General features: G+C 59.3%; 20 protein-coding genes and 1 pseudogene. 8 read left to right on the top strand and 13 right to left on the bottom strand.

Annotation, left to right across the window (positions count from 1 at the left end):
- Nucleotides 1-187: 187 nt before the first annotated feature.
- From BZL43_RS10270 to BZL43_RS10250, 5 genes are read right to left on the bottom strand one after another with little or no spacing between them, the layout of a single operon-like run.
- Nucleotides 188-1,189 (bottom strand): MoxR family ATPase, encoded by a 1,002-nt coding sequence (locus tag BZL43_RS10270; RefSeq protein WP_095632201.1) that lies wholly within the window; start codon nt 1,187-1,189, stop codon nt 188-190.
- Nucleotides 1,186-2,349: a DUF4350 domain-containing protein gene (locus BZL43_RS10265; protein WP_095632200.1), complete on the bottom strand. Its 1,164-nt coding sequence runs from the start codon at nt 2,347-2,349 to the stop codon at nt 1,186-1,188. Before BZL43_RS10265 ends, BZL43_RS10270 begins: the two co-directional genes overlap by 4 nt.
- Nucleotides 2,346-3,887 carry a DUF4129 domain-containing protein gene (locus BZL43_RS10260; protein ID WP_095632199.1) on the bottom strand — a complete coding sequence of 514 codons (1,542 nt, stop codon included), beginning with the start codon at nt 3,885-3,887 and terminating at the stop codon, nt 2,346-2,348. The genes BZL43_RS10265 and BZL43_RS10260 overlap by 4 nt, the downstream gene beginning before the upstream one ends.
- Nucleotides 3,874-4,851 carry a stage II sporulation protein M gene (locus BZL43_RS10255; RefSeq protein ID WP_095632285.1) on the bottom strand — a complete coding sequence of 326 codons (978 nt, stop codon included), beginning with the start codon at nt 4,849-4,851 and terminating at the stop codon, nt 3,874-3,876. The genes BZL43_RS10260 and BZL43_RS10255 overlap by 14 nt, the downstream gene beginning before the upstream one ends.
- Nucleotides 4,848-5,573 (bottom strand): RDD family protein, encoded by a 726-nt coding sequence (locus BZL43_RS10250; protein ID WP_095632198.1) that lies wholly within the window; start codon nt 5,571-5,573, stop codon nt 4,848-4,850. The genes BZL43_RS10255 and BZL43_RS10250 overlap by 4 nt, the downstream gene beginning before the upstream one ends.
- Nucleotides 5,574-5,743: 170 nt before the next feature.
- Here BZL43_RS10250 and sbcB point away from each other — a divergent pair, with 170 nt between their 5' ends.
- A complete protein-coding gene (gene sbcB / locus BZL43_RS10245; RefSeq protein WP_095632197.1) occupies nt 5,744-7,174 on the top strand; it encodes an exodeoxyribonuclease I in 1,431 nt (476 codons plus the stop codon).
- Between the two features lie 99 nt (nt 7,175-7,273).
- On the opposite strand, the gene mvaT is transcribed toward sbcB, so the two are convergent.
- The gene (mvaT, locus tag BZL43_RS10240; RefSeq protein ID WP_007933316.1) at nt 7,274-7,651 is read right to left on the bottom strand and encodes a histone-like nucleoid-structuring protein MvaT; all 378 of its coding nucleotides are present in this window, start codon (nt 7,649-7,651) and stop codon (nt 7,274-7,276) included.
- 327 nt (nt 7,652-7,978) lie between these two features.
- Here mvaT and purU point away from each other — a divergent pair, with 327 nt between their 5' ends.
- On the top strand, nt 7,979-8,827 hold the full coding sequence (gene purU, locus BZL43_RS10235; RefSeq protein WP_007903852.1) for a formyltetrahydrofolate deformylase: 849 nt from the start codon (nt 7,979-7,981) through the stop codon (nt 8,825-8,827).
- Between the two features lie 88 nt (nt 8,828-8,915).
- Nucleotides 8,916-9,092: a hypothetical protein gene (locus BZL43_RS28275; RefSeq protein WP_168185080.1), complete on the top strand. Its 177-nt coding sequence runs from the start codon at nt 8,916-8,918 to the stop codon at nt 9,090-9,092.
- Between the two features lie 157 nt (nt 9,093-9,249).
- Here BZL43_RS28275 and BZL43_RS10230 read toward each other — a convergent pair whose 3' ends face one another.
- The 5 genes and pseudogenes from BZL43_RS10230 to BZL43_RS28800 form a co-directional block, all read right to left on the bottom strand.
- Nucleotides 9,250-10,245, bottom strand: coding sequence for a lysylphosphatidylglycerol synthase transmembrane domain-containing protein (locus BZL43_RS10230; RefSeq protein ID WP_095632196.1), 996 nt, complete (start codon nt 10,243-10,245; stop codon nt 9,250-9,252).
- Complete coding sequence (locus tag BZL43_RS10225) at nt 10,242-11,018, bottom strand: DUF2334 domain-containing protein (protein WP_095632195.1); 777 nt, start codon at nt 11,016-11,018, stop codon at nt 10,242-10,244. Before BZL43_RS10225 ends, BZL43_RS10230 begins: the two co-directional genes overlap by 4 nt.
- Nucleotides 11,011-12,132: a glycosyltransferase family 1 protein gene (locus tag BZL43_RS10220; RefSeq protein ID WP_095632194.1), complete on the bottom strand. Its 1,122-nt coding sequence runs from the start codon at nt 12,130-12,132 to the stop codon at nt 11,011-11,013. The genes BZL43_RS10225 and BZL43_RS10220 overlap by 8 nt, the downstream gene beginning before the upstream one ends.
- A gap of 219 nt (nt 12,133-12,351) precedes the next feature.
- A complete protein-coding gene (locus BZL43_RS28805; RefSeq protein ID WP_371916211.1) occupies nt 12,352-13,116 on the bottom strand; it encodes a methyl-accepting chemotaxis protein in 765 nt (254 codons plus the stop codon).
- 93 nt (nt 13,117-13,209) lie between these two features.
- A pseudogene (locus BZL43_RS28800) lies at nt 13,210-14,241 on the bottom strand (cache domain-containing protein); the annotation flags it as partial.
- Between the two features lie 184 nt (nt 14,242-14,425).
- Between BZL43_RS28800 and BZL43_RS10210 the strand changes: the two are divergent.
- Nucleotides 14,426-15,913: a helicase HerA-like domain-containing protein gene (locus tag BZL43_RS10210; protein WP_095632284.1), complete on the top strand. Its 1,488-nt coding sequence runs from the start codon at nt 14,426-14,428 to the stop codon at nt 15,911-15,913.
- A gap of 114 nt (nt 15,914-16,027) precedes the next feature.
- On the opposite strand, the gene BZL43_RS10205 is transcribed toward BZL43_RS10210, so the two are convergent.
- A complete protein-coding gene (locus BZL43_RS10205; RefSeq protein WP_007906612.1) occupies nt 16,028-16,483 on the bottom strand; it encodes a DUF721 domain-containing protein in 456 nt (151 codons plus the stop codon).
- Nucleotides 16,484-16,790: 307 nt separating this feature from the next.
- Here BZL43_RS10205 and secA point away from each other — a divergent pair, with 307 nt between their 5' ends.
- From secA to BZL43_RS10190, 4 genes are all read left to right on the top strand, one after another.
- Nucleotides 16,791-19,532 carry a preprotein translocase subunit SecA gene (gene secA, locus BZL43_RS10200; RefSeq protein WP_095632192.1) on the top strand — a complete coding sequence of 914 codons (2,742 nt, stop codon included), beginning with the start codon at nt 16,791-16,793 and terminating at the stop codon, nt 19,530-19,532.
- Nucleotides 19,533-19,665: 133 nt separating this feature from the next.
- A complete protein-coding gene (argJ, locus tag BZL43_RS10195) occupies nt 19,666-20,883 on the top strand; it encodes a bifunctional glutamate N-acetyltransferase/amino-acid acetyltransferase ArgJ (RefSeq protein ID WP_095632191.1) in 1,218 nt (405 codons plus the stop codon).
- A gap of 146 nt (nt 20,884-21,029) precedes the next feature.
- Complete coding sequence (locus BZL43_RS28555; protein ID WP_256582833.1) at nt 21,030-21,158, top strand: hypothetical protein; 129 nt, start codon at nt 21,030-21,032, stop codon at nt 21,156-21,158.
- Complete coding sequence (locus BZL43_RS10190; protein WP_095632190.1) at nt 21,155-22,099, top strand: Nudix family hydrolase; 945 nt, start codon at nt 21,155-21,157, stop codon at nt 22,097-22,099. Before BZL43_RS28555 ends, BZL43_RS10190 begins: the two co-directional genes overlap by 4 nt.
- Before the next feature lie 118 nt (nt 22,100-22,217).
- Here the strand turns inward: BZL43_RS10190 and BZL43_RS10185 are convergent, their stop codons facing one another.
- Complete coding sequence (locus BZL43_RS10185; protein WP_095632189.1) at nt 22,218-22,799, bottom strand: cob(I)yrinic acid a,c-diamide adenosyltransferase; 582 nt, start codon at nt 22,797-22,799, stop codon at nt 22,218-22,220.

Here is a 22,799-nt window from a genome sequence, read left to right as displayed (position 1 = left end):
GCTCTCTGGCAGGGATTGCATTCAAGAATCTGGAACAGTACCTCTGTGGCGAGCGGGCTCGCCCGCGTTCGACTGCGAAGCCGTCGTAAAACAGGCAGACGCGTTTTATCTGACATTACGCGTCGATAGGTTGTGGGGCTGCTTCGCGGCCCAACGGGGGCAAGCCCCCTCGCCACGGGAGTGTCGGTCACAGCCGTGGTGCCGGCACTTGGTCGAGCAACTGCCGGAGCACCTGATCGACGTCCAGCCCTTCGATGTCCAGCTCCGGGGCAATCCGTACCCGGTGACGCAACACCGACAGTGCACAGCCCTTGATGTCATCCGGGATCACAAACTCGCCACCGCGCAACAAGGCCCGGGCGCGGGCGCAACGTACCAGCGCGATTGATGCACGAGGCCCGGCGCCGAGGGTCAGCCCCGGCCAGGTTCGGGTGGTGCGGGCCAGGCGCACGGCGTAATCGAGTACCTGATCATCCATGGGCAGCTCACTGGCAATGCGTTGCAAGGCCAGCACATCCTTGGCTTGCAACACGGTGCGCAATGGTTGCACATCCAGCATGTCGGCGCGGGTCGAGCGGCTGACCTGGCGCACCATGTTCAATTCCTGCTCGGCATCGGGGTAGTCCATGCGTACCTTGAGCATGAAGCGGTCGAGTTCGGCTTCCGGCAACGGGTAAGTGCCTTCCTGTTCGATGGGGTTTTGCGTGGCGAGTACCATGAACGGTTGTGCGATCGGCAGGGCGCGGCCTTCGAGGGTAACCTGGCGTTCCTGCATGGCTTCGAGCAGCGCAGCCTGGGTTTTCGCCGGGGCGCGGTTGATCTCGTCGGCCAGCAGCAGGTGGGTAAACAGCGGGCCTTTGCGCAGTTTGAATTGCTCGGTTTGCAAGTCGTACACCGCGTGCCCGGTGACGTCGCTGGGCATCAGGTCCGGGGTGAACTGGATACGTGCGAACTCACCGCCGAAGCAGCGAGCGAGGGCGCGTACCAACAAGGTCTTGCCCAACCCCGGCACGCCTTCGAGCAGTACATGGCCGCCGGCGATCAGGGCGGTGAGCACGTCGTCGATCACGATGTCCTGGCCGATCACGGCTTTTTGCAGTTCTGTTCTTATCGCTTGGGCCAACTGGCTGGCGCGTTGGCGCTGCTGGGCGGCGTGGGTCTGTGTACCGGGCTCGATCTGTTCAGTCATAAGGTGTTCCTCAAATTTTGCAGCTGGGCGACCTGACGGCTGAATTCAGCGTTGGGCAGCCGCTGCTTTGCTCGCGGGCTCATGGCCTGGCTGACGGCGCGTGTGGAGTGGCCAGTCAGGCGTGCGAGCACGAGCCATTGTTCGGCAACGCCGAGTTGTTCAAAACCAGGATGACGGTGACGGACACGACGCAGGATATCTTGCTGCAAGGCTTGCAACAGGCTGTGCTGGCCATTGCGACGCAGCATGAAATCAGCGCTGGCACGCAGGTGTTCCTGAAGTTGACGACGTGCCCTTGGGGCAGGTTCGAGCAATGGGCCATTGCGCACGCCGACGTGCCAGAACCCCAAGGCGATCAAGGCAATCAGGGCCACCAGTGCTTGTGGAAAGTTGCGCCACAGCAAGGTCAGCAGACTGTCGTGATCGGTAGTGAACAGCAGGGTCACGTCTGTGTCGGCCGTCAGGTACCACAGTAACCAGGCGTTGTCGTACTGGTCGATGGTCGGGGTTTTCCAGAGGTCGGCATCGGTGACCACGGTGATCGAGCCCAACCCTTGAGCCACTTGCATCATGTGCGTGGCCTTGCCGCTGTTGGCCCAGGCGTGGGCGAGGTTTTTCGGGTCGTCGAGATGGAACTCGGTATTGAAGCCGACGTAGGCCGGCGCTTCTTCGTTTTCCAGGTATAGCTTGGTCAGTTTCGGGTAGGGATCGTCTTCAGGATCCGGCGGCGGTTCCTTGAGGTCTTTGCTCAGGGACTGGCGCAACTGCACACGATCGAGCAGCAAGTCGTTACTCTGACCGGTCTTCTCATCCCACAGCGCTTCGGCGACGAACAAAAGACGTCCACCGGCCCGGGTCCAGTTCAACACCTGATCCACCTGTCGCGGCGACATGTTCGACCGATCGCCGAGCAACAACAAACTGCGCTGATGAGGCTTGAGCGTAGGCAAGATGTCGAGGCTGTTGGCGTGGCTGACAAGCAGGCCCTGTTTGCGCAGAAAATGCTCGGCCGCCAGATACGGGTTGGCCTGGGCTTCGGGAGACGGGCCGTGATCGATTTCTACCTGATAGGGCGTGGCCTTGACATACAGGTAGATGCTCAACGCGCCCACCAGCAGGGCGATGAACGCACCGACCGAAAGCCACAAACGCCGGTTCAACGGCCCGCTCCCGGGCCGAATAACGCGCGCCAGCCGTCACAGAGTTCCTGCTGCAAATGCGCCGGTGGCAGGCGATGCCCGTAGGCCATGTTCTGCCAGTGCCCGGTGAGGTTTTTACTGAAGGCCAGCAAGGCAGGTTGTTGGAGTTGTTCGACCCGCTGAAGAACTTCACCTTCGGTGTCGGCGGGTTTGAGCGCCATGTTGAAGTCATGCAGCAAATGGCTGAGCAGGGCGCGATAGAGCAACCCAAGGGCTTCTCGGGGCTGGGTCTGCCAGAGGCTTTCGGCGCTGGCCGCGATATCGGCGGGCAGGGTTTCGCGGTTGAGGTCCAGGCCAAACGCCTGCTGCGCGAATGGCCGTGTGATTTTGCGATTCAAGGTAGGTCGACGGCTGCCAAAGGCCTGCAGCCAGTCGCGGTAACGCCAGATCATCAACCCAATGGCGGCGATCACTGTGCCCCACAGCAGCATTTCGATCAGGCTGGCCAATACACCAAAGCGTTGGCTGTCCAGCAAGCTGAACAGCGCCTTCAGCCATGCGGGCGTTTGAGCGTGCGCAGAGTCGGGGGCGGGTTTGTCTTCGCCAAACCGATAACGGGTCACCGTTTCCTTGTTCTTGAACGGCGGCTGCTCGAGGATGGCCTTGATGCTGTCCCGAGATGCCTGGCTGGTCAGTGGTTGCTCCAGCAAACGGGCAGATTCCGGTGAAACATTCGGTTCGGCGGCCCAGCCATTTTGCGCCGTCGGCAGCAGCAGGATCGCAGCCAGCAGCAGCGTGACGACCGCGCTGCTCAAGCGTTGGCGCAATCGGCGAAAGACCAGCTCGATATCCCAGGCTTCCAGCCGCGTGCGCCGGTTCAGATAAAGGCTGAAGCCGCAGGCCACATAGATCGGTTCCCAGACAATCAGCACCAGAGCGTAAAAGGTATTGGTCAGGTGTTCCAGCCACCGCCAGTCTTGGGTGGCAGCGGTGATCAAGGTCTGCCAGCCCCAGTCGAGTTCGACCTGTTGCGGCAAGAACATATAGAACAGCACCATCAAGCCGATCCACAGGGCAGTTTCCAGATGCACGCCGATGATCGTCAGCCATTGGGCGGCGCCCGCGTTACGTTGCAGCAGCACGCGTAAACGTTGTTGGCGTTCTTCCCCCGACAGACCTTCGAGTTGCACCACCGGCATCAGAAAACTGCGGCTCAGGCTCAGGCGGCGCCAGGTCAGGCTGGCCAGTAATTGCGGTTGGAGCAGGCGCGGCCACTGGCGCAGGGCCTGCTTCAGCGTGGGCGTTTCGCCAAACATGGCTTTGGACAGGATGTACAGCGGCAGCCGATCGAACGCCGGTTTGAGCCACCAGAACAGGAACACGGCGAGAGAAGGCGAGTCCCACAACAGCAAGGTGAGCAGGGCGAAGATCGGCAAGGTCACGATGGCCCAACTGGTCATCAACAAACGTCGATGGCGCTGACTCAGCAGCACGCCCAGGTCCATGGCTTCCCAGGTCGTTCGCGGGCGAATCACCACACTGGCATCACTCAGGCGCATGGCGAGTCCGTCCGGCGAACAGTAGATAAATCGCCACCAGGCCCCAGAGCGCCGAGCCGACCAGGTATTTGGTCAGCGGCGTGAGCCCGGTCCGCGACGACCAGTAGGCTTCGATAAACGCCGCAATCAGCAGAAACAACATGACTCCGCAAATCAATAACACGCTCTTGCGCGCCGCCAGCTGCAAGGCTTCGGCACGGGGCAGACGCCCCGGCGCGATCAAGGCCCAACCCAGTTGCAGGCCTGCGGCGCCGGCCAGGGCAATGGCGCTCAATTCGAAGGCTCCATGGCCGATCACGAACGACCAGAAGGTTTCGCCATAGCCGATGTGCGTCAGGTGTCCGGCCACTGCACCGATCATCAACCCGTTGTAGAACAGGAAAAACGCGCTGCCCAGGCCAAACAGCAAACCACTGGCGAAGGTCTGAAAGGCGATGCCGATGTTGTGCATGATGTAATAACCGAACATCAGCCAGTTCTCACTGGCGGCCCGTTCGGCCGAACGTCCCAAATGACCGGCGACAGGGTCGTACATGCTTTGCATCTCGCTGACCTGCTCGGCCGGGATCAGGTTGTAGACCCGTTCCGGGAACAGATACACCAGCAACGCGAAGCCGATCAGGCTGCCAAAGAACATCAGGCTGGCGGCCAGGACGAAGCGCCACTGTTGACGCACCAATCGCGGGAAATCGGCGACGATGAAACTCAACACGTTGGCACCCAGTCGACTGCGATGCCGATAAAGCTGTTGATGCCCGCGCAGGACCTGTTGCTGCAATGAGTCGATCAGGAAACTGCTGTAACCGCGCTCCTGAGCCAGGGCCAGGTGGTGGCAAATCCGTCGATAATCACTGGGGAAACTGTCGACGCCAGAGGCGTCTTCGCCTCGTTCCAGCCGCTCAAGCATGAGTGCAAACTGCTCCCATTCGGCTTGGTGGCGACTTTCGAACAGGCTTTGCTTCATGTGGGGCCTAATAGTGCGCGGGCGATACCGTTGAGTTCGGCTCTCGCTTGTGGCGTCGATACCTGCAATGGTTGCGCGAGTATCGAGGCAAGCTCGTTGGCCCGCGCCTCGGAGAGTTCACCCTGGCGTTCGGCAAATCCGAGTATGGCGCGTTGCTCGCTCAGTGTCAGTGTGAAGGCTGCGCGCCGCGGTGGGACATCAGGCAGCTGTGGGCGGGTGAGCGGTTGTTCGCGGTAGATCACCAGCGTACCGGCGGCCAGGTCGCCGAGGCGTTTGAAGGTGGGATGTTGCAGGCAGCTGATTGCCCCGAGGAAGTAGCCGAATGGCAACATATCGACAAATCGCAGCAGGTTGCGCACCAAGGACGCGGACCAGCCGATCGGCGTGCCATCGTCATGCACCACGCGCAATCCCATCCATTGCTTGCCCGGCGAGCGGCCCTGATTGAGCACCTCGAACAGCACCATGTACCACCAGCTCACCACGAATACTAGAATCGAACCCAGCCCGGCGCCAAGTTTTCCAAGAAACGCCAACACAATGAACAGCAGGCCCAGCATTGCCCCACGCAGAGCCAGGTCGATGGCGAACGCCAGCGCGCGTACCATCAGCCCGGCCGGGCGCAGCGGCAAGTCGATGCCTTCGGGCGTTTCGACGTGATACCGCGTGTCCAGTGGCGGGGCCAGCGTCGCTTTCCCTGGCGGGGCTGTGGTATCGAGCATGGGCAACCTTGATGTGGCCTGGTCCGTCGGATGCTAGCAGCCTCTCGGGGGAAAACGACATAACTATGTATTGCACGGTGCGTGGTTAGAGATGATTGAATGACAAGAACTCTGGTCGGGGCGCCGCGTGTGCGCCTAGACTTCGCCGGTCTTCAGTTCAGGAACAGCCCGTGACCTCGATCTTCTGGTACGACTATGAAACCACGGGTATCAACCCCCGTTGCGACCGTCCGCTGCAAGTGGCGGGGATTCGCACCGACTTCGATCTCAATGAAATAGACGAACCGGTCAACCTTTATTGCCAGCCCAGTGACGACATCCTGCCGCATCCGGCGGCGTGCGCGATCACCGGTATTACGCCTGCGCGTCTGCTCGAGCAGGGTTTGAGCGAAGCCGATTTCATGACACGGGTGCATGCCCAACTCGCGGCGCCCGGCACCTGTGGGGCCGGATACAACACGCTGCGTTTCGATGACGAGATGACCCGTTACAGCCTGTATCGAAACTTTTTCGACCCCTACGCACGGGAATGGCAGGGCGGCAATAGCCGCTGGGACTTGATCGACGTGGTGCGCGCGGCTTATGCCTTGCGCCCCGATGGCCTCGTCTGGCCCAGGGACGACGAGGGGCGAGTCACGCTCAAACTCGAACGTCTGACCGCCGCCAATGGCATCGATCATGGGCATGCGCACGAGGCGTTGTCGGATGTTCGGGCCACGATTGCGTTGGCGCGTCTGATTCGGGAAAAACAGCCAAAGTTATATGACTGGCTGTTTCAACTTCGCAGTAAGCAAAAAGTCATGGATCAAATTCGGCTGTTGCAGCCAATGGTGCATATTTCCGGACGCTTTTCGGCGGCCCGCAACTATGTGGGTGTGGTTCTGCCGTTGGCCTGGCATCCACGTAATCGCAATGCGCTGATTGTCTGTGACTTGCACCTGGACCCTCAGGGATTGCTTGATCTGGATGCCGAAACCTTGCGTCAGCGGCTTTACACCCGCCGCGATGACTTGGCCGAAGGCGAACTGCCGGTGCCGCTCAAGCTCATACACATAAACAAGTGCCCGGTAGTGGCGCCATTATCGGTACTGCGTCCTGCAGATCAGCAACGTCTGGGGCTGGATATGGCGCTTTATCAGCAGCGGGCGCTGCGGCTAAGTGACGCACAACAAGTTTGGCGAGATAAAGTGACAGGTATTTACGCCAGTGACGATTTCGCTCAAAGCCAAGACCCCGAGCAACAGTTATACGACGGTTTTATCGGTGATCGGGACCGGCGTCTATGTGAGCAAGTCAGGGCTGCCGACCCGGCGCAGTTAGCACAAGAACAGTGGCCTTTCGATGATGAACGTTTGCCTGAATTATTGTTTCGTTATCGCGCACGCAACTTTCCCGATACGTTGAGCCTGGAAGAGCAAGAACGCTGGCGAATATTCTGTCAGAAACGTTTGTGTGCACCTGAATGGGGCGCTCCCAATACGTTGAATAGTTTTCTGCAGGCGGCTGCTGAACTGGCGACTAGTGCTACATCGTTTCAGCGAGAGGTTCTGGGTGAATGGCAGAATCATGTCCAGACATTACGAAAACGTTTGAGTCTTTGAAAACGAAAATAATCTGCGCTTGAATTTTCAGGCATAAAAAAACGCCAGCGATTGCTGGCGTTCTTTTGGTCGCGGATCAATCTGCGACTGGCTTGCGGCTTAGCCCAGCAGGGTAGCCCAACCTTCAACCACATCACCGCCCCACTTGGCTTTCCACTCTTTCAGAGTCTTGTGGTTGCCACCTTTGGTTTCGATGACTTCGCCATTGTGCGGGTTTTTGTATTGTTTAACTTTGCGAGCACGCTTGGTGCCAGTAGTTTTTACTGCGCCGCCACGTGGAGCCTTGGTTTTGGACTCTGGATCCAATAGTGCGATGATGTCGCGCAGGGATTTGGAGTATTCGCCCATCAAGGTGCGCAGTTTGCCTTCGAATTCCAGCTCGGTTTGCAGTTTGTCGTCTTGGGACAGATTCTTCAAACGGGCTTGCAGCTCTTTGATAGCTTCTTCGGTGGCGCGATATTCGTTGATCAAGGACATGGGGACTACCTTATGTTTGGCGCTGGATGGCAGGGATACAGTGCGACAATAATAGTCAGGGTGTTTCACCAAGTAAACATTTAACCGGAGTTTTATTTAAATTAGTTGCGGGAATAGGACACACATTGGAGTGATAGTTAAATAGCGTCACAAATATTCTCAGTTGACCTCTTGAAGATTCCCCACAAAAACACCATCACGTGGGGCGGCGTGGTGTTGCAGAACCCGTGCACGGAGCTGCGGGGAGGTCCATGCGTCATCAATACTGCAGTTTTGCCGCGCAATCGCTAGAATGGCGGCCTTTGCGAAGTTCTGGAGTTTCCCCTCATGCGCACTTTTCGGCTGGTGATTGCTTGCCCGGACCGCGTCGGCATCGTTGCTAAAGTCAGTAACTTTCTGGCGTCACATAATGGCTGGATCACTGAAGCGAGCCACCACTCGGATAACCTGAGTGGCTGGTTCTTCATGCGTCACGAAATTCGGGCCGATTCGCTGCCTTTCGGTATCGAAGCCTTTCGCGAAGCGTTTGCACCGATTGCCGAAGAGTTTTCGATGGATTGGCGCATCACGGACACCGAGCAGAAGAAACGCGTGGTGTTGATGGCCAGCCGTGAATCCCACTGTCTGGCCGATTTACTGCACCGCTGGCACAGCGACGAACTGGATTGTGAAATCGCCTGTGTGATTTCCAACCATGATGATTTGCGCAGCATGGTCGAGTGGCACGGTATTCCCTACTACCATGTCCCGGTCAATCCACAGAACAAGGAACCGGCCTTCGCCGAAGTTTCGCGCCTGGTCAAACAGCACGAAGCGGAAGTGGTGGTACTTGCCCGTTACATGCAGATTCTGCCGCCCGAGTTGTGCAGCGAATATGCTCATAAAGTCATCAATATTCACCACAGCTTCTTGCCGTCGTTCGTCGGTGCCAAGCCGTATCACCAGGCTTCGATGCGCGGTGTGAAGTTGATCGGTGCCACTTGCCACTATGTCACCGAAGAGCTGGACGCCGGTCCGATCATCGAGCAAGACGTTGTGCGCGTGAGTCACAGCGACAGTATTGAAGATATGGTTCGCTTCGGTCGTGATGTCGAGAAAATGGTGCTGGCCCGTGGCCTGCGTTATCACCTGGAAGACCGGGTGCTGGTGCATGGCAACAAAACCGTGGTGTTCTGATAGCGGATAGCGATACGGTTGAAATTCGAAGGGCCTGGGCGTTCAATCGCTTCAGGCCCTTCGCCGTTTTTGCACTGAGAACATGACCATGGCCGATCCATTGGACAAAGCCGCTTCCAAAGCACCCGCCACATTGGGCGAGGGTTGTTTGAGTCGCTATGACCCGGATGACCTGAGCCCCGAAGATGGCACGGAGTTTCCCGGTGCCGCCGAGTTGTGGGAGCAGTTGCAGGGCGATTCAGAGGATGAATCCGCAGACTCCTGAAAAAAATCCCCTGTGGCGAGGGGGCTTGCCCCCGTTGGGCAGCGAAGCGGCCCCCGGCATTCTTTCAGGTATCCCTTGGGTGCTAGTCTTGCGACGGCTGCGCCGCCGAACGGGGCGATGCGGCGTTCCGACAAGCCCCCTCGCCACAGGCGATCTTCTAAGCCTGTTTGAGCTTCATCAGCTTCCTGAGCAATGGCCGCCCGAGCATCAGCAAAAACACCGGGCCACCGATCACCAGGTAAAAGTAATAAGTCACTGTACGCCAGATCAGAATGGCCGCCGCCGCGGTGGACTTCCCGACCATGGGCGCCAGTAGCGCCGCCGATGTCAGCTCCGCCGCTCCGGCACCGCCCGGCAACAGGCTAAACTGCCCTGCACTCAGCGACAGCATCTGGATCAGAAAACACCAGGCCCACTGCAAGTCCGTGCCCAGCCCACGCAAGGCCAGATACAACACGCTATAGCGCAAGAGCCAATGCAGGCAGGTCAGTGCAAACACCGTGATCAATGTCTGAAAGGGCAACTTCAGTGTGTCAGTGAATGCCGCCAGAAAGTGCAGGAGTTTTCGCGCCCAGCGCATCCGGGTGGTGCCTTTGACATTGAGACGAGTGAGCAACCGACCACCCAGCCGAATCAGCGAGCGGTGGTAGCGGGCCGCTAATACGCAGCTGAACAGTCCACCGAACATCGAGATGGCGCTGACGGTCAGCAGCCATTCCATGCGCTGACTGAGGTGCTGGAACAGTGCATAAATCAGAATCCCGCTCAGCGCGCAGAGAAAAAACAACAGATCGCTCAATTGGTCCATAGCGAACACGGCGCTGCCCCTGGCCGGTCGTATGCCATGGCGTGCCAGCAGGGCCATGAGGGTCAGTGGTCCGCCACTGCCGCCGGGAGTAGCGCAGTAAGCAAATTCGGCAGACATCACCACCCCAAGGCTTTTTACCGGACTGATCTTGCCGCGCTGGTCTCCCAGCAACAGGCGCAAGCGCAGGGTGTTGAGCATCCAGCACAGCAGAATCATGCCGAACATGACCAGCAACCATTTCAGCGGAAAGCTCTGCAACCGCGACCATGTCTCGCCGCCGCCCAGCAACGACGGAATGAGCACCGCAGCGAGCAGGGCGACGACCAGCACAATCCCGCGGCTCATGCGGCACGACCGACGACGTCGCGTTGCTGTTTTAGCCAGTTGGCCTTGGTCATCGGCACACGTCCCTCGTCGAGCAAGCGCTTGAGGGTGTGCAGCCAGTAATGACGTGAGAACTCATGACGCATGTCCACCGGGTGCAGGCCCAGACGTATTACCGGCGCCTGGCGCCAACGTTGTTGGCGCTGATCGCTGACGATTTTCGACAGGCCGCGACGCCAGGCGCTGCGCGCGCTCCAGACCAGACCGGGGGCATCGATCGCGGTGAAATCCGGCAAACGATACAGATGCTGCGAGTCGCTGGTGTAGCGCAGCGGTAACTGGCGCAAGGCCTGGCGGGTGCCTTCGCTCATCAGCCAGGCCGGGGCGACGAAACCTTCCAGTGGCCAGTCATAACGGTGAAACACCTCGATTCCAGCCCGCAGGCGGGACAGGGCGGCTTCCAGAGACAGGTCGTAGAACTCGCCTTCATGGGTGTAGATTCGGCGCATGAACCAGTCCCGGGGAGTGACGGGGATCGGCCCTTCATCACAATGGAAGTAACCGTGCAGGGCCAGTTCGTCGCCGCGAGCGATGCGCTGGGCCAGCAAACGTCGAAACGCCGGATAGCCAGCCAGGTCGTTATGTTTGTGTAAATCGGGCACCACAAGCCAAGTGATCGGTACCCCGCCCAGTGCGTCGACGGCTTCGACAAAGGCTTGGTAATCGGGCCAGGTTTGCGGCGCAACGTCGTGCAGTACCAATAACAGGCTGGGCGCATTCATGGGCTCAACCATTGGCGATCAGTGGCCATTGAGTGCCGAGTACCGCGTGATAGTGCCCCAGCAGGCTATCGACGACGATGTCCCAGGCGTAATGCTGCTCGACATGGCTACGGGCTTGTTTGCCCAGCGCGGCGCTGCCCTGGCTGAACAGTTCGCGCACCGCGTTGGCCATGGCGGCTGGATTGTTCGGCGCGCAGAGCAGGCCGCACTGCTCGGTGACAATTTCCTGAAAAGCCCCGGCCGCCACGGCCACCACGGGAATGCCGCTGGCCATGGCTTCAAGGACCACCAGGCCAAAGGTTTCCTGATCGCCGGCATGCACCAGCGCATCGGCACTGGCCATCAAGCGCGCGATTTGCGCTGCCGGGTAGAACTCGTTGAGGACGGTGACATTGCGCGGCACCAGGGTCGGCATTGACGAACCCACCAGTAACAGGTGGTAACGACGACCCAGGCGTTTCATGCATTTGAGCAACACCGGCAGGTTTTTTTCCTTGGAGCCACGGCCGGCGAAGATCAGCAGATGGGTATTTTCATCGATGCCCAATTCGGCCCGCAAATCTGGATCCCGTGCATTGGGGTTGAACGTTTGCAGATCGACGCCCAGTGGTTGTACGAAAACGTTCTTCACGCCCAACCCGATCAGTTTATCGGCCATGATTTGACTCGGTGCCAGAACCCGGTCGAAGTTGCCATACAGTTTGCTGACATAAGCTTCGACATTGGGTGTCACCCAATTGCCCATGCGGTTGCTGACCAGCAACGGCAGATCCGAGTGATAAAAACCGATCACCGGGACGTCGAGTTGCCGCTTGGCGTCCAAGGCTGCCCAGGCAGTCAGGTAAGGGTCGCCGGCTTCAATCAAGTCAGGTTGCAAGTCCTGCAAGACATTGCGCCACGGCGCAAGGCGGAGGGGGAAGCGATAACCCTTGCCAAAAGGCAGGGCAGGGGCCGGAACCGTGTAAATGCCATCCTGTTCACTCAAATGAGCCCCAGGAATCAGCAAACTGTGACGAATGCCTGGCTTGCTGCCCAGGCGACGGTGTTTGGCATCCAGATAAGTGCGCACGCCACCGCTGGCAGGGGCGTAGAACATGGTTATGTCAGCGATATGCACGATGAACATTCCTCCGGTCCGTTTGTTCTCCCTTGGGTTGACCTATATGAAGGATAGATGTTCGTTTGGGGTTTTGCGGGTGGGACGCGATAGTGGGATTTGTGGTATCTGGGTGGACCTCATCGCGGGCAAGCCCGCTCCCACAATGATCTTCGGTGGACACATATTGTGTGTACGACAGAGATCCCTGTGGGAGCGGGCTTGCCCGCGAAGGGGCCAGTTCAGGCACTAAATCCGGAAACTGCCCACCAACTGCTTCAATCGCGAAGCTTGCTGTTCAAGGTCCGAGCACGCTCGCAACGTCGATTGCAGGTTTTCCACGCCTTCCTGGTTCAGCGTATTGATTTCGGTGATATCGACGTTGATCGACTCAACCACCGCCGTCTGTTCCTCGGTCGCGGTGGCCACCGACTGGTTCATACCGTCGATTTCGCCGATGCGCACCGTCACACTGTTCAGCCGTTCGCCGGCCAGGTTGGCGATTTCCACGCTGTCCTGGCTGTGGCGCTGGCTGTCGCTCATGGTGCTGACCGATTCCCGGGCGCCCACTTGCAGTTCCTCGATCATGGTTTGCACCTGTTGTGCCGACTCTTGTGTGCGGTGCGCCAGGTTGCGCACTTCGTCGGCCACCACGGCAAAACCGCGCCCGGCTTCACCGGCCCGCGCCGCTTCAATGGCCGCGTTGAGCGCCAGCAGGTTGGTTTGCTGGGAGATGCTGGTAATGACTTCGAGAATTTGCCCGATGTTCACGGTTTTGCTGTTCAGCGATTCAATGTTGGTGCTCGAGGCGCTGAGCATCTTCGACAACTGATTCATCGCGGCAATGCTGCGATCCACCACTTGCTGGCCATCCTCGGCCAAGCTGCGCGCATCGCTGGCCTGACTTGACGCTTGCGCGGCATTGCGGGCGATTTCCTGGGCCGCGGCACCGAGCTGGTTGATGGCCGCGGCAACGCTGCTGGTGCGCGAGGCTTGCTGGTCGGAATTGAACATCGACGAGTTCGAGGCGGCCACCACACGCAACGCCACTTCGTTGACCTGGCCGGTGGCCGAGGATACTTCGCGAATCGAGGCATGAACCCGTTCCACGAAGCGGTTGAACGCCGTGCCGAGGATGCCGAATTCGTCCTGATTCTGGATGCTCAGGCGCTTGGTCAGGTCACCTTCACCGTCGGCGATGTCTTCCATGGCGCGGGTCATGACGTGCAACGGCTGGATCAGGATGCGGATCAGCATGCCGAGCAAGGCGATGATGATCGCCACGGCAATCAGGGTGGCAACGACTGCCGAGGCACGGAATTCGCTGAGCATCGAGAAGGCTTTGTCCTTGTCCACCGACAGCCCGATGTACCAATTGACCGAAGACAGGCCTTTGATCGGGGTGAACGTGACGATGCGAGTCTTGCCGTCGACGTCGATTTCACTGAGTTCGCTGCTGATGCGCGGGGTGTTTTTCGGGTACGCCTCGCTCAGGGTCTTCATCGCCAACGCTTTATCCGGGTGAACCAGGATCTTGCCATCGGCGCTGATCAGAAAGGCGTAACCCATGCCGTCGAAGTCCAGCGCATTGAGGCTGTCGGCGATCACCTGCAAGCTCAAGTCGCCACCGACCACGCCGATGCTTTGACCGTCCTTGAGCACACTGTTGACGATGGAAATGACCAGCTGGCCGGACGCCAGATCGATGTACGGTTCGGTCAGTGCCGAGCCGCCGGTGCTTTGGGCGCTCTTGTACCAGGGCCGGACGCGAGGGTCATAGCCGTCGGGCATCTTGCTGTCAGGGCGGATGATGAAGGTGCCATCCTGGTTGCCCAGATAAGCGCCCATGAAGGTCGAGGTCACGGCCTTCTGCTCAAGTAATCTGGAGACATTGTCGATGTCAGCGTTCAGGGCGACGTTTTGTGACAGGTTTTCGATCAGCAGGCTGCGTCCGGCCAGCCAGGTCTGGATATTGTTGGCCGTAACGCTACCCATCTCTTGCAGATAGTTGTCCAGATCGTCGCGTATCGCATTGCGCTGCAGATAGTCGTTGTACAACGTGAACGAGGCGAAGGCGGCAATAACGATGAGGGCGGCGGCAAGCAGTATTTTATGGCTGAAGCGCAGATTTTTATTCATGGCTTGGGGGTCCGCTAAAGTCTTAATGTCCAGGGCGTGCTTTTATAAGGGCGCGCAAAATGGGCAGTGTTGAAAGTAAGCTGATATTTCCACCTCTCCTTAGGGAATTACCGACGCTATCTTCAGTCTGGTCTCTCGCTTGTTATCGGCCATGAAGGATCAAAGATTAACCATGGGTGACAAAATGCCTGACTCATCGCAACTCATTATCGGCGCCGACCTCGCGGGCCAGTCCATCGCCCAGGCCATGCGCCTGGCCAACCGTCACGGGCTGATAGCGGGCGCTACCGGGACCGGTAAAACCGTCACCTTGCAGCGTCTGGCCGAAGCTTTCAGCGACGCCGGCGTGGCGGTGTTCGCAGCGGACATCAAAGGCGACCTGTGCGGCCTGGGCGCTGCCGGCAACCCTCAAGGCAAAGTCGCCGAGCGGATCACCGGCATGCCTTGGCTGAACCACAAGCCTCAGGCGTATCCAGTGACCCTGTGGGACATTAACGGTCAGTCCGGTCATCCACTGCGCACAACCTTGAGCGAAATGGGCCCGTTGCTGCTCGGCAGCCTGCTGGAATTGACCGACAGTCAGCAGTCGGCACTCTATGCCGCGTTCAAGGTGGCCGACCGCGAAGGGTTGTTGCTTCTGGATTTGAAGGACTTGAAGGCGCTGCTCAATCACTTGCGTGACAGCCCCGAATTGCTGGGAGATGACGCGGCGCTGATGACCACCGGTTCCAGCCAGGCACTGTTGCGCCGTCTGGCAACGCTGGAACAGCAAGGCGCCGAAGCATTGTTCGGCGAACCGGCGCTGCAACTGGAAGACATGTTGCAACCGGCCGTGGATGGTCGCGGGCGCATTCACTTGCTCGATGCCAGCCGTCTGGTGCATGAAGCGCCGAAGGTCTATGCGACGTTCCTGCTTTGGCTGCTGGCCGAACTGTTCGAGCAATTGCCAGAGCGTGGCGATGCCGAGAAACCGCTGCTGGCGCTGTTTTTCGACGAAGCGCACTTGTTGTTCGCCGATACCCCCAAGGCGTTGCAGGAGCGTCTGGAACAAGTGGTGCGACTGATCCGCTCGAAAGGCGTGGGCGTGTATTTCGTCACCCAGTCGCCGGGCGACTTGCCGGATGATGTCCTGGCTCAACTGGGGTTGCGTATTCAGCACGGTTTGCGTGCCTTTACCGCCAAAGAGCAGAAATCCCTGCGCGCAGTGGCCGACGGTTTCCGGCCGAACCCGGCATTTGATGCCTTGTCGGTATTGACTGAATTGGGAATCGGTGAGGCGCTGGTCGGCACCTTGCAGGACAAGGGCACGCCCGGGATGGTCCAGCGCGTGTTGGTTGCACCGCCACAATCGCGGATCGGGCCGCTGACCGAGACAGAGCGCACCGTGCTGATTGCCGGTTCGCCGTTCAAGGGGCGTTACGATAAACCGGTCGATCGCGAATCGGCGTATGAAGTGCTGATGGGGCGCAAAGGCCTGGCGCCGGCTCCTGAAACCGCGCCGGGCAAACCTGTACCTCAAGAGCCGAGTTTCACCGAACAGGCCGGGGAATTCCTTGGCACAGCGGCAGGCCAGGCGTTGAAATCAGCGATGCGACAGGCGGCCAATCAATTGGGCCGACAATTGGTACGCGGGTTGATGGGGTCATTGCTCGGTGGCAGCAAACGCCGCTGAAAGCCTTTGATTGAACACAACCCCCCGTAGGAGCGAGGCTTGCCCGCGAAGAGGTCCTTGAGACCGCCAAAAGCTTCGCCGGCAAGCCTCGCTCCTGCGGGGTATGTGTCAATTTCAGGTTTTGGGTTTGGCGTGCGCCGCTAACCGCTCCAGTGCCGCCCTTAGATTCGGGTCGGTAATCCCGTCAGCCGTCGCCTGAATGGTCGCCGCCGCATCGGTCGACAAATTTATCGTATGCCCCGCAGCCCCCTGCTGAACGGTAGGCGGTTGAACCTTGAACAAAATCCGCGTCAGGCTGGCGAACTCGTCGAACAGCTGTAATTGCCGTTGCAGACGCTTTTGTTGATAGCGCAGGCGGGTGGCCCAGTGGCCGTCGGTGACAATCAGCAATAAACTGCCTTCGCGCCACGATGCCACATGGCAATGCTCGCGGGCTGCTGGCTGCAACTGGCTTTCCACCAGACGTTGTAAATGGCCCAGGCGTTGAGCATGGCCAAAAATGGCTTTCAGCGGTTTGGCTTCGCGAAGCAGAACGGCGGGGGCTCTGGCCGTGAGAGGGCGAAATGCCATGATCAAACACCTGAAGTAACAGAGCGGCCATGTTAACAGAAAGCACCCGCTGCCCCCGCCCCATTGCTTTGCGAGCGCTTTACCCATTAAATCAACAAGTAACTTGTGCCCTTGATGGGTTGAAGTTCAGCAAAATGCCCTTATCTCAAGTGAGCCCCGTCACAGCGCAGTGCATGCATCGTGGAATAACGCCACTTTCCTCACCATCGTTTCCGGGTAGAATACTCGTTCGCATGCGGCCATGAGGGCTGCACGGGCGACTCACGGGGCCGCCCTCCATCCCTTTAGTGTGGAAGATCCTGCCGATATGTTTGCGCCTTTGTTAAAGAAACTTTTTGGAAGCAAGAACGAGCGTGAAGTCAAGCGCATGCTCAAGACGGTGCAGCTCGTCAATGCCTTCGAAGAGCAAATGGTGGCCCTTTCGGACGATCAATTGCGTGCCAAGACAGACGAGTTCAAGGTTCGCCTCGCCAAAGGGGAAACCCTCGACAAGCTGCTGCCAGAAGCCTTTGCGGTCGCCCGCGAAGCCGGTAAGCGCGTCATGGGTATGCGCCACTTCGATGTCCAGCTGATCGGCGGCATGACCTTGCACGAAGGCAAGATCGCGGAAATGCGTACCGGTGAAGGCAAGACTCTGGTGGCAACACTGGGCGTTTACCTCAATGCGCTGTCCGGCAAGGGCGTGCATGTTGTGACGGTGAACGACTACCTGGCCCGCCGCGACGCCAACTGGATGCGTCCGCTCTACGAATTCCTTGGCATGACGGTCGGCGTGGTCACGCCCTTCCAGCCGCCGGAAGAGAAGCGTGCCGCCTACGCCGCCGACATCACCTACGGCACCAACAACGAATTCGGTTTCGATTACCTGCGCGACAACATGGCGTTCAGCATGGAAGAAAAATTCCAGCGCGAACTCAATTTTGCCGTGATCGACGAAGTCGACTCCATCCTCATCGACGAAGCCCGTACCCCGCTGATCATCTCCGGTCAGGCCGAGGACAGCTCCAAGCTGTACATCGAGATCAACAAACTGATCCCGCAGCTGGAATTGCACGTCGAAGAAGTCGAAGGCGAAGTCACCAAGGCTGGCCACTACACCGTGGACGAGAAGTCCCGCCAGGTCGAACTCAACGAAGCCGGTCACCAGTTCATCGAAGACATGCTCACCCGCGTCGGCCTGCTGGCTGAAGGCGAGAGCCTGTATTCGGCGCATAACCTGGGTCTGCTGACCCACGTTTACGCCGGTCTGCGTGCGCACAAACTGTTCAATCGCAACGTCGAATACATCGTGCAGGACGGTCAGGTCGTACTGGTCGACGAACACACCGGCCGTACCATGCCCGGTCGCCGTTTGTCCGAAGGCCTGCACCAGGCCATCGAAGCGAAAGAAGGGCTGAACATCCAGGCCGAAAGCCAGACCCTGGCATCGACCACGTTCCAGAACTACTTCCGTCTGTACAACAAGCTGTCCGGCATGACCGGTACCGCGGACACCGAAGCGTTCGAATTCCACCAGATCTATGGCCTGCAGGTCATGGTCATCCCGCCAAACAAACCGTTGGCGCGTAAAGACTACAACGACCTGGTGTTCCTGACCGCCGAGGAGAAATACGCGGCGATCATCAATGACATCAAGGAATGCATGGCTCAGGGCCGTCCGGTGCTGGTGGGTACCGCCACCATCGAAACGTCCGAGCACATGTCCAGCCTGCTCGTGAAGGAAGGCATCGAACACAAGGTTCTGAACGCCAAGTTCCACGAAAAAGAAGCCGAAATCATTGCTCAGGCCGGTCGCCCGGGCGCGCTGACTATCGCCACCAACATGGCCGGTCGTGGTACCGACATCCTGTTGGGCGGTAACTGGGAAGTGGAAGTCGCTTCGCTTGAAAACCCGACCCCTGAGCAGATTGCCCAGATCAAGGCCGACTGGCAGAAGCGTCACCAGCAAGTGCTGGAGTCGGGCGGTTTGCAGGTGATCGCTTCCGAACGTCACGAATCGCGCCGTATCGACAACCAGTTGCGTGGTCGTGCCGGTCGTCAGGGCGACGCCGGTTCCAGCCGTTTCTACCTGTCGCTGGAAGACAGCCTGATGCGCATCTTCGCCTCTGACCGGGTGAAGAACTTCATGAAGGCGCTGGGCATGCAGTCCGGTGAGGCGATCGAGCACCGCATGGTGACCAACGCCATCGAGAAGGCTCAGCGCAAGGTTGAAGGCCGCAACTTCGACATCCGTAAACAACTGCTCGAGTTCGACGACGTCAACAACGAACAACGTAAAGTGATCTATCACATGCGTAACAGTTTGTTGGCTGCCGACAACATCGGCGAAACCATCGCCGATTTCCGTCAGGACGTGCTCAACGCAACCGTCAGCGCACACATTCCACCGCAATCGCTGCCTGAGCAGTGGGACGTGGCCGGTCTGGAAGCAGCGTTGCAGAGCGACTTCGGTGTGGCATTGCCAATCCAGCAATGGCTGGACGAAGACGATCACCTCTACGAAGAGACCCTGCGCGAAAAGCTGATGAACGAGCTGATCGCCGCGTACAACGAGAAAGAAGACCAGGCCGGTGCCGAAGCACTGCGCACCTTCGAGAAGCAAATCGTTCTGCGCGTACTGGACGACCTGTGGAAAGACCACCTGTCGACCATGGATCACCTGCGTCACGGCATCCACTTGCGTGGTTATGCGCAGAAGAACCCGAAGCAGGAATACAAGCGCGAGTCGTTCACCTTGTTCTCCGAACTGCTGGATTCCATCAAGCGCGACTCGATCCGTGTGCTGTCGCACGTTCAGGTCCGCCGCGAAGATCCGATCGAAGAAGAAGCTCGTCTGCGTCAGGAAGCCGAGGCACTGGCTGCGCGCATGCAGTTCCAGCACGACGAAGCCCCTGGCCTGGAGCAACCGGAAGTGTTGGGTGAAGAGGTCGATGTAGCCCTCGCCACCGCCACCGCACCGGTGCGCAACGAGCAGAAGCTGGGCCGCAATGAGCTGTGCTACTGCGGTTCGGGCAAGAAGTTCAAGCATTGCCACGGGCAGATCCAGTAAACCCGTTTCATACGCTGAAATACCCGCGCCGCGACCGGCTTATGCCGTCGCGGCGTTTTGCCATTTAAACCACCGCACCACGTTAAGAGAACGGGGTAATGGCGGTGCAGACACTACTTTAAGGAGCGCATTCATGGCTGTTGGTCTTGGTCCTTTGCCAACGTTGCACCCGGTTGCCGGTTTTGAACTCGGTATCGCCTCGGCCGGCATCAAACGCCCTGGGCGCAAGGATGTCGTGGTCATGCGCTGCGCCGAAGGTTCCACAGTGGCGGGCGTGTTTACCCTGAACGCTTTTTGCGCCGCTCCCGTGATCCTGGCCAAACAACGTGTGCAAGGCCCGGTACGTTACTTGCTGACCAACACCGGCAATGCCAACGCCGGCACCGGCGAACCAGGCCTGGCAGCCGCCGAGCGCACCTGCGCCAAGCTGGCTGAGCTGACCGGCGTCGATGCAAATCTCGTGCTGCCGTACTCCACCGGTGTGATCGGCGAGCCGCTGCCGGTCGAAAAGATCGAAGGCGCGCTGCAAGCCGCTCTCGACGACCTGTCGGTGAATAACTGGGAAGCCGCCGCTACCGGCATCATGACCACCGACACCCTGCCCAAGGGTGCCAGCCGCCAGTTTCAGCACGACGGCGTGACCATCACCGTCACCGGCATTAGCAAAGGTGCGGGCATGATTCGTCCGAACATGGCGACCATGCTCGGCTACATCGCCACCGACGCTAAAGTCTCCCGCGATGTGCTGCAAAACCTGCTGCTCGACGGCGCCAACAAGTCGTTCAATCGCATCACCATCGACGGCGATACTTCGACCAATGACTGCTGCATGCTGATCGCCACCGGTCAGGCTGCTCTGCCGGAAATCACCCGCGCCGAAGGTGAATTGTTCGCCAAGTTGAAGCAAGCGGTGTTCGAGGTGTGCATGGACGTGGCCCAGGCCATTGTGCGCGACGGTGAAGGCGCTACCAAGTTCGTTACCGTGGAAGTCAACGGCGGCGGCAATCATCAGGAGTGCCTGGACGTCGGTTACACCGTGGCTCACTCGCCGCTGATCAAAACCGCGCTGTTCGCCTCCGACCCGAACTGGGGCCGCATTCTGGCCGCCGTGGGCCGTGCCGGCGTACCGAACCTGGACGTGAGCAAGATCGACGTATTCCTCGGTGACGTGTGCATCGCCAGCCGTGGCGCTCGCGCCGCCACCTACACCGAAGCCCAGGGCGCTGCGGTAATGCAGCAGGAAGAAATAACCATCCGCATCGAACTGGGGCGTGGCGATTGCAGCGAAACCATCTGGACCACTGATCTGTCCCACGAATACGTGAAGATCAACGCCGAGTACCGTACTTAAGACCGCGTCGACCCTATCGGGGGCAAGCCCGCCCCACAGGGTCGTGCGGTTGACTCGGTCTTTGTGGAAGCGGGCTTGCCCGCGATGACGGACGGCCAGACATTAAAAATTCTGGCCTGTTCCACTTACCAAAAAGGCGCCCGAACATGAGTCTTCACTTGATCATCGGCGATAAACTGCATACGTGCTGGTCCCTGCGCGACCTTGAAACCCTCTACCAATGGCCGGCCTTCAAGGCTCGGCGCTACGCTGATCTGGAGGCAATAAAGCAGTGAAACGAGTTCACGTAGCCGCTGCGGTTATCCGCGATAGCAACGGCAAAATCCTCATTGCCCGCCGTGCCGACACCCAGCATCAGGGCGGTCTGTGGGAGTTCCCTGGTGGCAAGGTCGAGGATGACGAGTCCGTCGAAACGGCCCTGGCTCGCGAGCTTCACGAAGAGTTGGGCATTGTGGTCAATGCTGCGCGGCCGATGATCAAGGTCCGCCACGATTACCCGGATAAGCAAGTGCTGCTGGATGTCTGGGAAGTCTCGGCATTTGCCGGCGAACCCCACGGTGCCGAAGGTCAGCCTTTGGCGTGGGTGACCGCGCGGGAACTGGTGGATTACGAATTTCCGGCCGCCAACCAGCCGATCGTCGCCGCTGCTCGCTTGCCCGGCGACTACCTGATCACTCCGGAGGGCCTGGAAACCCCGGCCTTGCTGCGCGGTATTCAGAAAGCCATCGCTGGCGGCATCAAGCTGATTCAATTGCGCGCCCCCAACGGCTACGACCCGCAATACCGCGATCTGGCGGTGGATGCGGCGGGGTTATGTGCCGGCAAGGCGCAGTTGATGATCAAGGGGCCGTTTGAATGGCTGGGGGACTTCCCGTCCGCCGGTTGGCACATCACCTCGGCACAGTTGCGCAAGTACGCGGCGGCCGGGCGTCCGCTACCGGCGTCACGCTGGCTGGCCGCGTCTTGCCACAACGCTGAAGAACTGGCGCTGGCCGAGCAAATGGGCGTGGACTTCGTGACCCTGTCGCCGGTGCAGCCGACGCAGACTCATCCGGATGCTCTGCCACTGGGGTGGGAACAGGCCTCAACCCTGATCGAGGGCTTCAGTAAGCCGGTGTTTTTGCTGGGAGGGGTTGGCCCGGCAGAGCGGCAGAAAGCCTGGGAGGCGGGCGCGCAGGGTGTGGCGGGGATTCGGGCGTTTTGGCCTGAGGCATAGCACCCGATCATTCCCACGCTCTGCGTGGGAATGCCTCAACGGACGCTCCGCGTTCGGCTCTTGATTGGGACGCAGAGCATCCCGGGCTGCATTCCCACGCAGAGCTGGGGATCAGTTACTACACCCCGGGTTTCGCCGCAGGCTGCCACAAAATCTCGGCAACCCCCTGACGCTTGGCAATCAACCGTCCCGCCACAAACAACAAATCCGATAACCGATTGATATACGCCAGTCCAACTCCGGCCAATGGTTCGATCGCATTCAACTGCTGACAGCGCCGCTCGGCACTGCGCGCCAGGCAGCGGCAAACGTGAGCCTGGGCAATCAACGCCGAACCGCCGGGCAGAATGAAATTCTCCAGCGGCCCCAACTCTTCATTCCAGACATCGATCGCCGCTTCCAGCCGCTCGATTTCCGCCGTGTTCAGTGCCTGATACACCGGCATCGCCAGCTCACCACCCAAGTCGAACAACCGATGCTGGCAGGGCGCCAACACCTCGATGATTTCGTTCAACCCCGGATACGTTTCACTTTGCGCTGCCAGCCCGGCCAACAACACGCCCACCTGGCTGTTCAGCGTATCGACTTCGCCAATGGCTTCGATGCGCGGATGGTCTTTGGGCACCCGGCGGCCATCGCCGAGCCCGGTTTCGCCTTTGTCGCCAGTGCGGGTGTAAATCTTCGACAAGCGAAAGCCCAT

It is taken from the genome of Pseudomonas sp. PICF141, from assembly GCF_002286815.1.
GTDB lineage: Bacteria > Pseudomonadota > Gammaproteobacteria > Pseudomonadales > Pseudomonadaceae > Aquipseudomonas.
The sequence above is the reverse complement of the archived record's forward strand: the minus strand, read 5'-3'. Positions and strand labels throughout refer to the sequence as shown.